At 69.8% G+C, this 13,656-nt stretch carries 14 protein-coding genes and 1 pseudogene; 12 read left to right on the top strand and 3 right to left on the bottom strand.

The features are described 5' to 3' along the window. Positions 1 to 4: 4 nt before the first annotated feature. The 6 genes and pseudogenes from VS93_RS06035 to VS93_RS06015 all read left to right on the top strand — a co-directional run bounded on the left by VS93_RS06035 (position 5) and on the right by VS93_RS06015 (position 5,226). Positions 5 to 868 carry an ABC transporter permease gene (locus VS93_RS06035; RefSeq protein WP_082126661.1) on the top strand — a complete coding sequence of 288 codons (864 nt, stop codon included), beginning with the start codon at positions 5 to 7 and terminating at the stop codon, positions 866 to 868. Beyond that, entirely contained in the window at positions 865 to 1,671 is an 807-nt protein-coding gene (locus VS93_RS06030; protein WP_046469022.1) for an ABC transporter permease, read from the top strand. The genes VS93_RS06035 and VS93_RS06030 overlap by 4 nt, the downstream gene beginning before the upstream one ends. 49 nt (positions 1,672 to 1,720) lie before the next feature. After that, positions 1,721 to 2,515, top strand: a complete 795-nt coding sequence (locus VS93_RS06025) for an ABC transporter ATP-binding protein (protein ID WP_046469021.1) — start codon at positions 1,721 to 1,723, stop codon at positions 2,513 to 2,515. 11 nt (positions 2,516 to 2,526) lie between these two features. After that, positions 2,527 to 2,811, top strand: a pseudogene (locus VS93_RS33690) (thiamine pyrophosphate-binding protein); the annotation flags it as partial. Positions 2,812 to 3,064: 253 nt separating this feature from the next. Beyond that, entirely contained in the window at positions 3,065 to 4,159 is a 1,095-nt protein-coding gene (locus VS93_RS06020; RefSeq protein ID WP_236700370.1) for a thiamine pyrophosphate-dependent enzyme, read from the top strand. A 125-nt stretch (positions 4,160 to 4,284) separates the two neighbouring features. After that, entirely contained in the window at positions 4,285 to 5,226 is a 942-nt protein-coding gene (locus VS93_RS06015; protein WP_046469020.1) for a hypothetical protein, read from the top strand. A gap of 177 nt (positions 5,227 to 5,403) precedes the next feature. Here VS93_RS06015 and VS93_RS06010 read toward each other — a convergent pair whose 3' ends face one another. Next, positions 5,404 to 5,703, bottom strand: a complete 300-nt coding sequence (locus VS93_RS06010) for a DMT family transporter (RefSeq protein WP_338022678.1) — start codon at positions 5,701 to 5,703, stop codon at positions 5,404 to 5,406. Then, on the bottom strand, positions 5,700 to 6,440 hold the full coding sequence (locus VS93_RS06005) for an SDR family NAD(P)-dependent oxidoreductase (protein ID WP_046469019.1): 741 nt from the start codon (positions 6,438 to 6,440) through the stop codon (positions 5,700 to 5,702). Before VS93_RS06005 ends, VS93_RS06010 begins: the two co-directional genes overlap by 4 nt. Positions 6,441 to 6,539: 99 nt before the next feature. Between VS93_RS06005 and VS93_RS06000 the strand changes: the two genes are divergently transcribed. Both VS93_RS06000 and VS93_RS05995 read left to right on the top strand, forming a co-directional pair. Next, positions 6,540 to 7,193, top strand: a complete 654-nt coding sequence (locus tag VS93_RS06000) for a TetR/AcrR family transcriptional regulator (RefSeq protein WP_082126658.1) — start codon at positions 6,540 to 6,542, stop codon at positions 7,191 to 7,193. 494 nt (positions 7,194 to 7,687) lie between these two features. After that, on the top strand, positions 7,688 to 8,392 hold the full coding sequence (locus tag VS93_RS05995; protein ID WP_173434270.1) for a carbonic anhydrase: 705 nt from the start codon (positions 7,688 to 7,690) through the stop codon (positions 8,390 to 8,392). A gap of 69 nt (positions 8,393 to 8,461) precedes the next feature. Here VS93_RS05995 and VS93_RS05990 read toward each other — a convergent pair whose 3' ends face one another. Then, entirely contained in the window at positions 8,462 to 8,674 is a 213-nt protein-coding gene (locus tag VS93_RS05990; RefSeq protein ID WP_046469016.1) for a hypothetical protein, read from the bottom strand. A gap of 212 nt (positions 8,675 to 8,886) precedes the next feature. Here VS93_RS05990 and VS93_RS05985 point away from each other — a divergent pair, with 212 nt between their 5' ends. The 4 genes from VS93_RS05985 (at position 8,887) to VS93_RS05970 (ending at position 13,650) form a co-directional block, all read left to right on the top strand. Next, positions 8,887 to 9,768 carry a helix-turn-helix domain-containing protein gene (locus VS93_RS05985; protein ID WP_156184699.1) on the top strand — a complete coding sequence of 294 codons (882 nt, stop codon included), beginning with the start codon at positions 8,887 to 8,889 and terminating at the stop codon, positions 9,766 to 9,768. Between the two features lie 476 nt (positions 9,769 to 10,244). Beyond that, positions 10,245 to 10,931 carry a RibD family protein gene (locus VS93_RS05980; protein WP_046469014.1) on the top strand — a complete coding sequence of 229 codons (687 nt, stop codon included), beginning with the start codon at positions 10,245 to 10,247 and terminating at the stop codon, positions 10,929 to 10,931. Further along, positions 10,928 to 11,392, top strand: a complete 465-nt coding sequence (locus tag VS93_RS05975) for a cytidine/deoxycytidylate deaminase family protein (RefSeq protein WP_046469013.1) — start codon at positions 10,928 to 10,930, stop codon at positions 11,390 to 11,392. The genes VS93_RS05980 and VS93_RS05975 overlap by 4 nt, the downstream gene beginning before the upstream one ends. Positions 11,393 to 12,024: 632 nt before the next feature. Next, entirely contained in the window at positions 12,025 to 13,650 is a 1,626-nt protein-coding gene (locus VS93_RS05970) for an NAD(P)/FAD-dependent oxidoreductase (RefSeq protein ID WP_156184698.1), read from the top strand. The last annotated feature ends 6 nt before the right edge of the window (positions 13,651 to 13,656 follow it).

Here is a 13,656-nt window from a genome sequence, read left to right as displayed (position 1 = left end):
CGCCATGACCACACCCACCACGGACACCGCTCGCCCCACCACCGGCTCGCAGAGACCGGCGGAGGGGCGGGTGCGCGGGCCGGGGGCCGCCTTCCCGTTCGGGAGCAACGCGCTCCTGGGAATCGCCGGCTCCGCCTGCTTCCTACTGCTCTGGGAGATCGCGCCCCGTACAGGGGCCGTCTCCGCCACCTATCTGCCACCCGCCTCGGAGGTCCTGACCACGCTCGGGGAGCGGCTGCTGGTCGCCGGTTTCTGGGTGGCGGTCGGCGACACCCTCGCCGGCTGGGGTCTGGGACTGGCCATCGCCTTCACCGCGGCCGTGACCCTCGGCTTCGTCGTGGGCTCGGTCCCCGCCCTGCGGACCTTCACCGCCTCCACGGTCGAGTTCCTGCGCCCCATTCCCTCCGTGGCGCTCATCCCGCTCGCGATCCTGCTATACGGGACCGACATCCGGTCCACCCTGCTGCTCGTGGTCTACGCGTCGTTCTGGCAGATCTACATCCAGGTGCTCTACGGTGTGGCCGACGTCGACCCCGTGGCCGACCAGACCGCCCGCTCCTACGGCCTGGGCCGCCTGGCCCGGATCCGCTACGTCGTCTGGCCCTCCGCGCTGCCCTACGTGCTCACCGGCGTGCGGCTGGGCGCGGCCGTGGCGCTCATCCTGGCCGTGACCGCGCAGCTCACCATCGGCAGCCCGGGGCTGGGCCAGGAGATCGCCGTGGCCCAGTCCGGCGGCGCCACGGCCCTGGTCTACGCGCTGATCGTCGCGACCGGCGCCATCGGCGTCCTCGTAAACGTCGGGGTGCGGGCGCTGGAGCGCCGCGTCCTGCACTGGCACACATCGGTGCGAGGGGAGATCGCGGCATGACTCTGGTGATCAGGACCGTGCGCATCACCCGCCGCGGCGCGGTCCGCCTTACCCAGCTGTTCCTGCTGCCGGTGCTGCTGATCCTGCTGTGGTGGTGGTACAGCAGCGCCTCCGCCAGCTACTACATGACCACCCCCGGCGAGATCGCGGCCACCTTCGTCGAGGTGTGGTTCTCCGAGCGGTTCTTCGTCGACGTGCTGCCGAGCGTCGGACTGCTGCTGACCGGCTACGCGCTGGCCGCGGTCCTGGGGACGACGCTCGGTGTCGTCCTGGGGCTCTCCTCCCGCATGCGCGCCACGGCCGAACCGGTGCTGGAGTTCTTCCGGGCGATCCCGCCGCCCGTCCTGGTGCCGCTGCTCATGCTGCTCGTGGGCGTGAACACCCCGATGAAGGTGGCGCTCATCGTCTCCGGGTGCATTTGGCCGATCCTGCTGAACACCATAGAGGGGGTGCGCAGCGTCGACCCGGTGCTCGCCGACACCTGCCGGTGCTACGGAGTCCGCGGGCGGCGCTGGCTGACCACCCTGGTGCTGCGCTCCGCGAGTCCGCAGATCATGGCCGGGCTGCGGCAGGCACTGGCCATCGCGATCATCCTGATGGTCATCAGCGAGATGTTCGCGACCACCAGCGGACTGGGGTTCAGCATCGTGCAGTTCCAGCGGAGCTTCGCCATCCCGGAGATGTGGAGCGGGATCGTGCTGCTGGGACTGATCGGCGTCACCCTTTCGACGCTGTTCGTCCAGGTCGAGCGCCGGGTCCTCCGCTGGTACGACGGCGTGCGCGCCGCGGCCCGGGACGAGTGAGCGCCGTGCCGGCCCCCTTCGCCCACGACCCCTGATCGAGAAGGTCACCATGCTTGACGTCAATGGAGTGCAGAAAATCTACCGGGGGAAGGACCGGGAGGTCGAAGCCGTCCGCGACCTGACGTTCCGGCTTGAGGAGGGCGAACTGGCCTGCCTCGTCGGCCCCTCGGGCTGCGGCAAGACCACGCTGCTGAAGTGCATCGCGGGTCTGCTCAAGCCGACCTCCGGCAGTGTCGAGGTCGCCGGGAAGGCGGTCACCGGGCCGCCGCGCGACATGTCCGTGGTCTTCCAGGAGTACGGGCGCAGCCTGTTCTCCTGGCTGACCGTCCAGGGCAACGTCGAGCTGCCCCTCAAGGAGAAGAAGCTGTCCAAGGAGCGCCGCCGGACCCTGGTGACAGAGGCACTGGAGGCGGTCGGGCTGGCCGACTCGGCGCGGTCCTACCCCTGGCAGCTCTCCGGCGGCATGCAGCAGCGGGTGGCGATCGCCCGGGCGATCGCCTACGAGCCGCGCGTGCTGCTGATGGACGAGCCGTTCGCCGCCGTGGACGCCCAGACCCGCGCCGACCTGGAGGACCTGATCCGCGGGCTGTGGCAGCGGTTCTCCATGACGGTCCTGTTCATCACGCACGACATCGACGAGGCGGTCTACCTCGGCCAGCGCGTGCTGGTGCTCTCCTCCTCGCCGACGGTGGTGCAGGACGACGTCGCGGTGGACCTGCCCGCCGAACGCGACCAGCTCACAACGCGGTCGGACCAGCGTTTCACCGAGCTGCGGGCGCGGGTCTACAGCGAGATCCAGAACGCCAAGAACGGGCAGGCCGCCTCGGCGCCGGCCGCCACCTGAGGGGGAGCGAGATGGCGCAGCCGCACGGAGCCGGGCGCCCGGAGCGCACGGTCCGCGACGCCACCCTCGACGTGCTCCGCGGGTACGGCCTGACCACGGTCTTCGCCAACCCGGGGTCCACCGAGGTCGGCTTCCTCACCGACCTGCCCGAGGACCTGCGCTTCGTGCTGGCGCTGCACGAGGGGTCGGTCGTGGGCATGGCGACCGGGTGGGCGATCGCGCACGGCCGTCCGGCGCTGGTGCAACTGCACACGACGGCAGGGCTGGGCAATGCGGTCGGGGCGCTGGCCACCGCCCGGGTGAACCGCGCACCCCTGGTCGTGCTGGTCGGCCAGCAGGACCGCCGGCACCTCGCACTGGAGCCCTTCCTCGCCGGCCGGCTGCGCGACCTGGCCGGCGACTACCCCGTGCGGGTGGAGGAACCGCTCACCGCCCAGGAGGTGCCCGGCGCCGTCGCCCGCGCCCACCACGAGGCCGTGCACGCGCGGGGCCCCTCCCTGGTGATCGTGCCCATGGACGACTGGGGGGCGGCCGGCCGGCGCGGACGGGGTGCTGGCCGCGGCCGGCCGCGTCGAACGGGCGGAGGGCACCGACGAGGCCGGGATCGCCGATCTGGCCGCGCTGCTGGACCAGGCGGACGCGCCCGCGCTGGTCACCGGGGCCGGAACCGACACCGAGGACGGATGGGCCGCCCTGGTCGCGCTGGCCGAGCACATCGGGGCCCCGGTGTTCCAGGAGAGCTTCGGCGCCCGCGCGGGGTTCCCGCAGGACCATCCGCGCTTCGCGGGCTTCCTGCCCGCCGACCGCCCGGGACTGCGCGCGGCCCTCGCCGGTTACGACACCGTGCTCTCTGTGGGCGCCCCAGTGTTCCGGCAGTACCCCTACACCGAGGGGCCCCTGGCCGAACCGGGCATCCGGCTCGCGATGCTCACAGACGACCCGGCGGAGGCCTACCGCAGCCCGGTCGAGCTGGCGGTGCTCGCCCCCATCCCCTCCACCCTGCGCCGGATGACCGAGCGGGTCGCGCCGCGCGACAGGACGCCGCCGTACAGAGCGGCCGCCGCGGTGCCCGAACCGCCGGCGGAGGGGCGGCCGATGCTGCCCGCTCACGTGCTGGCGGCGCTGGCCGAACGGGCGCCGGCCGATACCGTCTTCGTCGAGGAGACCCCGTCGAGCCGTCCCGAGATGCACCGGCTGGTCCCCGCCCGGCGCCCGCTGGGCTTCCTCTCCGCCGCCATGGGCGGGCTCGGCTTCGCGCTGCCCGCGGCGACCGGGGTCCGGATGGCGCGGCCGGACCGCCCGGTCATCGCCGTGGTCGGTGACGGCTCCTCGCTGTACCAGGTGCAGTCCCTGTGGAGCGCGGCCCGTTACGGGACGGGCGTGCTGTTCGTGGTGCTGTCCAACGGCCGCTACGCGATCATGGACCGCCTCGCCGAGAAGCACGGTGGCAAGCCCTCGTGGCCGGGCTTCCCGGAGGTGTCGGTGTCAGGACTGGCCCGCGAGCTGGGATGCCCCGCACGCCGCGTCGAGACCCACGACGACCTCGTCGCCGTCCTCGACTCGGTCGTTCCCACGCTGCACGAGCGGACCGAACCCCTGGTCCTGGACGTCGCGGTCGCCATCGAACACGAATTCCGGCCCTGAGACCCCTGAGAGGCGGCGCGCTTCAGTGGGCATCAGGGAGGTAGCGGACAGTAACGATGCGGTTGGCCACGTTCCGGGTAAGGAGGAACCACAATGAGTAGTGGCCTCCCCCTGAAGGAGTCTCGATGCACCTGGACTCGTGCCGCGACCTGAAACGCTCCCTGCTGGAGCGCGTCCCGGAACTCACCGCCCGCACCGAAGCCCCCTGGGTCGGCCTGGGAGTCACCCGCATCGCCCCGGGAGAGTTCTCCCTCGCCGTCCGCGTCCCCAACTCCCGGACCGCCGCGGACCTGATCGAACGCCTCGCCTCCGAAGCGCACAACGAGCTCAACGTCGTCACGGTCGGCCGGATCCGCGCCCTGTCCGCCCCCTCGCCGGACGAGCTGCAGAAACGCCACCGGCCCCTGGTGCCGGGAGCCTCCGTCGGGCACCCCGATATCACGGCGGGCACCCTCGGCGCCTTCGTCACCATCGACGAGGCGCCGCACATACTGTCCAACAACCATGTCCTGGCCGACAGCGGCCGCGCGGAGCCGGGGGACACCGTGCTGCAGCCCGGGGTCTCCGACAGCGGAACCGACCCGGGCGACGCGGTCGCCCGGCTCACCGCCTTCTCCGAGCTGAGGACGGACCGCCCCAACCTCCTGGACGCCGCGGTCGCCCGGATCGACGACTCCGTCGGCCACGACCCGGAGGGCTACCCGGGAGGGGCGATCACCGATGTCACCGCGGAGGTCCAGGAGCGCGACGAGGTGCGCAAGCTGGGGCGCACCACCGGATACACCCGCGGGTACGTCACCGCCTTCGAGGTCGACGGGCTGCGGATCGACTTCCCCACAGGGGACCTGCTCTTCGACGACCAGATCGAGATCTCCGGCGCGGGCGGAGGCTTCAGCGACGGCGGCGACTCCGGGTCGCTGATCTGGACCGCCGACGAACACGCCGCGCTGGGCCTGCTCTTCGCCGGCAGCGACATCGGCGGCCCCGACGGGACCGGGCTGACCTACGCCAACCCGATGCGCGCGGTCCTCGACGAGTTCGACGCCCGCCTGGCCGACGGCCGGTGACAGGCACGCCCCGGGACGGCCCCGGCCGTCCCGGGGCTCCGGGTCTCAGCGGGGAGACGCGGACTCGGCGTGCGAGCTTGTGTGGTCAGTCCTCTACGAAGTTTAGTCCGATGACTCCGGCGACGATCAGACCGATACTGAGCAGCCGCGTCCGGGACATGGACTCTCCCAGCGCGATCATTCCGGCTGTGGCGACGCTACTGTGCCGATTCCCACCCACACCGCGTAGGCGGTGCCTACTGGCAGGCTCTTCAGGGCGTACGAGAGCATGCCGAGGCTGAGCATGGCCACTCCGATACCGAGGGCTGACCATACGGGCCGGGTGAGACCGGACGCTTCTTTGAGCGCGAGTGACCACACGATCTCCAGAAGGCCCGCGACGATGAGAACGACCCAGGCCACGGTCAATGCTGTTCTCGTGCGCCGTGCCCGGTCTCCGCAGTGCCGCGCGGCGATGCTCGTCTGTGGGCCGGTCACGCCGTGACACCGCCGTCCACGGTGATGGTGGTACCGGTGATGTAAGCACCCGAAGGACCGGCGAGATGCGCGACGGTGGCGGCGATCTCGTTGGCGCTGCCGTACCGTCCAAGCGCGGTCAGCTCGCGCTCTTCATCCGCCCCCTCGCCGTCGGCCGGGTTCATCTCGGTGTCGGTGGAACCGGGGTGTACGACGTTTGCGGTGATCCCGTGCGGCCCCAGGTCGCGTGCCAGTCCCTTGGTGAATCCGACCAGCGCGGACTTGCTCATCGAGTAGAGGCTGAACCCCGGAGCAGGTACCCGCTCGACCAGGCTGCTTCCGATGCTGATGATCCGGCCGCCGTCCGTCATCTGCTTGGCCGCGGTCTGGGCCGCGACGAACACGGCACGAACATGGATCGCCATGGTGTTCTCGTAGTTCTCGAGAGAGAACTCGTCGATGGTGCCGTAAGGAAAGATCCCAGCGTTGTTGACCAGGATGTCGACCCGTCCGAACTCGGTGGTGACCTGATCGACCGCCGCGGCCACAGCGGCGGGGTCCGCGGCGTCGGCCCGGATGGCGCTTCCGCGGCGTCCGGTCTGCTCGACCCTGCTGACCACGGCCTTGGCTCGGTCTGGCGAGGCGTTGTACGTCAGCGCCACATCGGCGCCGTCATGGGCGAGCCGTTCGGCGATCGCCGCACCGATGCCCCTGCTTCCTCCGGTGACCAGCGCGGCTTTGCCGTGTAGCGGGGCCATGCACGCCTCCTCGGTAGCACGAGATAATTATGTATCGATCGATACATAATTGGTAGCATCGGCCCCAGAGGGTGTCAAGGCAGCGGGCAAGGGGGCATCATGTCGGCACGAGGGCGTCCCCGCCGGTTCGACAGGACCGCGGCACTGCGCGTCGCGATGGAGCTCTTCTGGGAGCACGGCTACGAGGGGACCTCGCTCAGCATGCTCACCGATGCCATTGGCATCACGTCTACGAGCCTCTACGCGGCGTTCGGCTCGAAGGGGGAGCTCTTCCGCGAGGCGGTGGATCTCTACAATTCGGCCGACTGGTCACCGACAGACAGCGCTCTGGAGACATCCCCGACCGCTCGGCAGGCGATCGAGCGGATGTTGCGTGACAACGCCGACGCCTATGTCGATCCCCATACCCCGCGCGGGTGCATGGTGGTTCTCGCCGGGCTCAATCTGACCTCAGCGAACGAGTACATAGGCCACCGCCTTGCCGCGCTCCGGCGGCGGGACCACGACAAGGTCGTCGCCCGGCTCGATCGAGGTGTCGCAGAGGGGGACATCCCGCCCGGGACGGACACCGCGGCCATGGCTTCGTACTACCTGACCGTTCTTCATGGGCTGTCGATTCAGGCGCGGGACGGATGTTCTCGGGAGTTGGCGCATACTGTCATCGACCGCGCCATGCTGACCTGGGACGCGTTGATCCGCCAACCGGACCACGAGGTCGTGGCAGGCGATCCGCCGCGCTCCGGCGGTGGCTGACCGGTCCCGCCGGCGCGTCAGTGTGGAGCTCCGATGCCAAGCTCGGATCCGCCGCCGGGGCATCACCGCCGCACGCGTCCATGCCCTGTCCGTTCTCCACACGGCCGCGGCCCGGGGGATGGCCATCTCGGCCGACGCGCGATCGGCGCCATCGTCGAAGCCGCCCTGCTCCCGAGGCTGTCCGAAACGAGAAGTCGCTGAGATCACCTTATTCGTGACTTCCGGAAAGAAAACCGTGTTCCCCGGTCCGGGTGCGCGGCCGAAGAATTGCCGACGTGTTACTTCGCCGCGTCACCTTCCAGGGCACTTCACCTATTACGGCGCCGTACGGTCCGCGGACCGCGGTCACTGTTCCGGAGCCGTCGCATGGCGGACCCGGCGTTTATCAGGCGCCCGCCTGCTGTATGCTTTTAGCGCTCAGCTTTTCCTCTCCCGTTTTTCCTCGTCCGCTCTGACGTTTTGCACACCCTTCGGACATAGAACTGGTGATGAATGTGGCCGTTTCGCGGCGTACCGCTTTTCGCGCTTCCCTGACGGGCGGAGCCGCATTGGTCCTGGGCGGGTCCGGAGCCGCGGCCCTGGCGTCCTCTGATGGCCCGGAGTCCGCCCGTCCAGGCGACGCCGACGGGGCGCTGCGGCTGCTGCGGCAGGGGAACCGGCGCTGGCGCGCCTCTGCCTCGCACCACCCCAACGAGGACGCCGCCCGGCGCGAGGAGCTCACCGGCGGACAGTCCCCCTTCGCGACCATCCTGGGCTGCTCCGATTCCCGGGTGCCTCCGGAGCTGGTCTTCGACAGGGGGCTGGGCGACCTCTTCACGGTGCGCTCGGCCGGCCAGGTCCCCGACCCCTCGGTGCTCGGCAGTGTGCTCTACGCGGTGGAGCACCTGGAGACGCCCCTGCTCGTCGTGCTCGGCCATGAGTCGTGCGGCGCCGTCAGCGCCGCCGTCGAGGCCCACGAGACGGGCGATGTGCCCCAAGGGCACATCGGCCACCTGGTGGAGCGGCTGCTCCCCGTCGTCGAGTCGACTCCCGACGACGGCGGCGACTTCGTCGACGCCTGCGTCACCGCCAACGCCGAGGACATCGCGCGGCGGCTGCGCGAGGACGAGGAGATCGGCGGGTTCGCGCGAACGGGAGCGCTCCGCGTGGTCGCCGCCCGCTACGAGCTCGGCACCGGTGCCGTGACCTTCCTGGACTGAAACCGGGTGCGGACGGCCGGTGCGGGGAAGAGGCCGGGGAGCGGACGCGCCCGCTCCCCGGCGAGCCGGTCAGGGGGCGCCCTCCAGCCGGCCGCCCCTCGACGCCGGCGGGGCGTACAGCAGCCCCTGAAGGACTGCGATCTCTTCCCGGAGCCGGATGAGCTCTCGCTGCTGCCGGTTGACGACGCCCCTCATGGACCAGGCCGAGTATGAGGACCCGAAAACGCAACCGGCGGCGAGCCCGCTGATGAAGCAGGCCACTGCGGTCAGCAGGATAGCCATTGACCGCTCTCCTTCCCTGTCCGAATCCGGCGGGCTCCCCCTCTGCGCGCCTTCGGGCATGATGTCAGGAACCTCCTGGAATCAGGGGAACACGCCGGGGGAATGCTTGCCGATACGCCAGAGCGGGCGGCAAGCAAGCAAGCGCGATCGGCAAGCACGGCTGGGACGCGCGGGAGAGGGGAACGCCGATGGCGCGAGCGGAGCGCGTGCCGGTGAGCGACGAGCATCGGGAGCTCGGCGGGCTGCTTCGCCGGGCGCGGGTGTCCGCGGGCGCGACCACCAGGGACGTTGCGCTCTACAGCTCCGGCCACATCTCCAACGTGGAGAACGGGCACGTGATGCCGTCGCCCGAACTCGTCTACTACTACGTCAAGGAGTTCGGCTGCGACGGGCGGCTGGCGCGCGAGGCCCTGGGGAAGGCCCGGCGGGCCTCCGAGGAACGGCGGCGGACCCAGCGCCTCGTGCAGCGGAACCAGGGCCTGCGCGGAGGCGCCTACCAGGTGACACCGGACTCACCGGCGGGGGAGATCCGCGAGGGGTACGAGGTGCGGGAGAGCGAGGCCTACTACCGGATCGACGAACGGGGCGTCATCACCGAGGTCGACGTCATCCGGATGATCGCCGCGGTACAGCCCGGAGTGACGCTCATCGCCGTCGCGCACAACTACCACCGCGACACGGGGACCGGTGTACTTTCCATTGAACCCGGGGTCGGGTGTAGGCTGGCGAAGCTACGTGAGACCGGGTTCGGTTACCTGTCCGCGGTGTTCCGGATGGATCGGGAACTCAACCCGGGGGACGGTGAGCTGTACTCGCTGTGCTATCGGGTGCGGGTGAGAAGTTCGATCCCGGCCCGACCGCTGCTTCGCTATCGGGCTCGTACCGGAAACGCTCGTTATGCGTTGCGGGTGCTGTTCACCCCGCCGACACTTCCACAAGAGGTGTGGTGGTTCAGTGAGCGCGACGTCTTCGCGACCGAGGCGCCCGCGCCTCCACAATCAGACCGTATTTTCCCCGCTAATCCCAGCGGATTCTACTTTCGGGACTTCAAGCGGATCGATGATCTGCACTCGGGGATCGCGTGGCGCTGGTAGGAGTGCGGACGCTCGCAAACCGCGACTTAATGGAAAGAAGAGCCACGTGGACGATGAATAGTTCGGTCCGGGCCGCCGGAAGACGGCCTTACCCGGTCCAAGGGGATCCGAACACATTCCTTGGCTAGGGGTGCGTGTTTGGCTCCCCTGATTCCGGTCCGTGGACTCTACAGGTTCCACTGTTGTGACCGCCGCGGTATGTCGGCGGCTCGTCATACTCTTCGTCCAATTCTCACCTCCTTGTTCCCGCGTTCCAGTGCTGGACAATGCTATGAGCCCGGTTTGGCCAGGCGGGATCATAGGAATGACGGGAGAAAGGCGGGCACCCGTGGCTCCGGGGCAGGTACGTTGCCGTGTCGATCGCCTGGCCTCATGCTCGTGAACCGGCCGGGAAGCATCCGGTCCCATAGCAGTTTTACCCTGGTATAAACCTGTTCAATTGCAGCCCTGGTGGCGGGCGCGGATAACCTGGCCCTATGGATCGCCCCTACACCGTTCTGAGCTGCGCGATGTCGCTCGACGGGTATATCGACGACACTGGCCCCGAACGCCTGCGGCTCTCCAGCGAGCAGGACTTCGATGAGATCGACGAGGTACGCGCGGCCTGCGACGCCATCCTCGTCGGCGCGGGGACCCTGCGGCTGGACAACCCGCGGCTGCTGATCCGCTCCAGCGACCGGCGCCGTCGCCGCGCCGCCGCAGGAAGGACCGAGGACCTGGTCAAGGTCGTCCTCTCCGAAAGCGGCAAGCTGGACCCGGACGCACGCTTCTTCACTACCGGGGACGCCGGAAAACTCGTCTACACGGGCACCGGCGGCCACGCGGCCGCGGTGGAACGGTTCCGCGACTCCGGCGGCGTCACGGTGGTTGACGCCGGCGAGCCCCCGAATCCCGGGACCGTCCTCGCCGACCTGGCGCAGCGGGGGATAGGCCGGCTTCTGGTCGAAGGGGGCGGCCACATCCACACCCTCTTCCTCACCGCCGGTCTGGCCGACGAGCTGCGCGTCGCGGTGGCGCCGTTCTTCATCGGCGACACGGCGGCGCCCCGCTTCGTTGGGTCCGGATCGTTCCCGAACGGACCGGGGAACCCGATGCGGCTCGTCGAGGCCCGTTCTATTGGTGACATGGCGATCCTGCGCTACCTGGCGAGGAGCACGGAGTGACTCCCGACGAGGTTACCGAGGCCGACCTCCGCTGGTTGCGCTCCGCGATTGAGCTGTCGCGCCGCTGCCCACCCTCGGAGACCGCCTATTCGGTAGGGGCGGTCGTCCTGGACGCCGACGGCGGGCTGCTCGCCGAGGGCTACTCCCGCCAGACCGACCCCTACGACCACGCTGAGGAGGCGGCGTTGCGCTCCCTCGATCCGGGCGACCCCCGGCTGCGCACCGCCACCCTCTACAGCTCCCTGGAGCCGTGCAGCGTACGCGCCCTGCGGCCCCTTTCGTGCAGCGATCTGATCCTGAAAACCCCCATACCGCGGATCGTGTTCGCCTGGCGCGAGCCCACGATCTTCGTCAACGGCGACGGGGCGGAACGCCTGCAGGATGCGGGCCGCACCGTGGTCGAGGCGCCCGACCTCGCCCCCCTGGTGCGCGAGATCAACAATCACCTGCTGAAGGGGTGAGCCCCGCTCGCCCCCTTCGCGCCGCCCGCCGATGGTGGCGCGGCTCCTCCACGCGCGAGCGCACGCTCCAGAGGCGCGTCGGAGGAAGAAGCCATAGGGGTGGTCGTGCCGTCTCGGCTCTGTCCCGCAGGGGTTTCCCGAAGAGCGGGGCATATCAACCATTATGCCCGAATTGCGGAAACCATGTGGACAGTTCCCTCGAACTCGCGGGCGAACTCGATGATGTGCTCGCGGTACCCCGGTGGGGAGGCCGGGCGCATTCTGGACGGTCACTCTCCTTGTTCGGTAACAAGGTTTCCAAAGCAGACACGTATCCACCGGACTGAAACGAGATCACCCTCGCTGATCGGGATCTCCCAGTGTGGGGGGAAGTATTAATGTGTTCCTGTTCCGGTGGTTCGTCAGCGATCGGTGCGCTGAGGAACGGACAGCCGGCCGCCCCGAGTGATGGAGCCAACCATCATGGCCGACTCCACTCCTGCCCCCACACCCGAGCTGCCCCGGGAGGTGCCGCCCGTAGCCGGCGCCTGGGTGGGGCTGTTCGCCGGTCTCGTGGTCGGGCTCGTCCAGATCTCCCAGGGCATGAACAGCACGGACTTCGTCGGCCCCAGCCGGCGCGCCCCGGGCTGGGGGTGGGGTTTGTCGTTGGTGTGCTGGTGGGGGCGGTCATCGGCGCTGTCGTCGGCTACCGGCCGCGTGGTCATGCGGCGGCGGTCGGCTCCGGGGTCCTGCTCGGCATGCTGGCGTGGATGGCCGAGTCGCTCACGTTGCTGCCGGTCCTCACCGGCGAGCCGGTGACGTGGGCGCTGGCCGACGCCGAGGCCACCTTCCCGTTCCTGGTCGGCCGCCTGCTGTACGGGGCGCTGACCGGCCTCGGCACGCACTATCTCCTCGCGGTGCTCACCCGGACGAAGCTCGCGTCGACCGGGGCGTCGGTTCCCCCGCCGACCCGTCGTGTCGTCGTCCTGGGAGGCGGCTTCGCCGGTATCAGCACGGCGCAGCGCCTGGAACATCGGCTGGCGCGGCGCACCGACGTTGAGGTCACGCTGGTCAGCGACAGCAACTATCTGCTGTTCACGCCGATGCTCGCTGAAGTCGCCGCGGGTGCCCTGCAGGCGCGGCACATCAGCGCGCCGGTACGCGCGCTGTGCCCGCACACCGTGTTCCACCAGGCGAGGGTCGAGGCGGTGGACACCGACCGGCAGGAGGTCCGGCTGCGGCGCGGCGACGACCACCCGCCCGAGGTGCTGCACTACGACCACCTGGTGGTGGCGCTCGGCGCCACGGCGAACTACCGCGGGCTTCCCGGGGTGGCCGAGCACGCGTTCGCGTTGAAGACGCTCGGCGACGCCATCCGGTTGCGCAACCATGTGATCGGGCTGCTGGAACGGGCCGACGTGGAGCCCGACCCGGTACGGCGGTGCCGGCAGCTCACCTTTGTGGTAGCCGGTGGTGGTTTCGCCGGTGCTGAGCTGATCGCCGAGCTGTTCGACCTGGTGCACGACGTCCGGCGCTACTACCCGCGCATCGACCCGGCGGAGCTGCGGTTCGTCCTCGTGCACTCCCGGGAACGTATCCTGCCCGAGCTCAGCCGCGAGCTCGCCGACTACGCGCTGGCCGACCTGCGGCTGCGGGGGGTCGAGTTCGCGCTGTCCGCGCGGGTGGCCGAGATGACGGAGGAGGAGGTCCTCCTCAGTGACGGGCAGCGGATGCCGACATGCACGCTGGTATGGACTGCCGGCAACCAGCCGCACCCGCTGGTCGCCGAGCTACCCGGGAGGCATGCCGGCAACGATGCGCTGGCCGTCACGCCGACGCTTCAGGTCCGGGGGGTGGACAATGTGTGGGCGCTGGGCGACTGCGCCGCCGTCCCCGATGTGACGTCGCCGGGCGAGTTCCATCCGCCGACCGCTCAGCACGCCTTGCGGGAAGGCAGGACCGCCGCCGACAACATCGTCGCCGAACTGGACCGCAAACCGGCCAAACCGTTCCGGTTCCGCACCATCGGCCTGCTTGTCGCCCTCGGCCACCAGAAGGGGGCCGCGGAGCTGCGCGGCCGACCGTTCTCCGGGCTGCTCGCCTGGCTGCTCTGGCGCGGCACCTACCTCAGCAAGCTGCCCGGCGCGGAGAAGAAGATCCGGGTCGCCCTCGATTGGACACTCGACCTGTTCTTCTCCCGCGACGTGGTGCTCACCGAGGCCAGGGCCGTCCAGCCCCGACCGCGGGTCACCTCGCCCGAACCTGACCGTACGAGGTAACGAGCC

The sequence above is a fragment of the Allosalinactinospora lopnorensis genome, assembly GCF_000981225.1.
In the GTDB taxonomy this organism is placed as follows: Bacteria; Actinomycetota; Actinomycetes; order Streptosporangiales; family Streptosporangiaceae; genus Allosalinactinospora; species Allosalinactinospora lopnorensis.
Note: the sequence above shows the minus strand (reverse complement) of the source record. Positions and strands in the feature narration are given on the sequence as shown.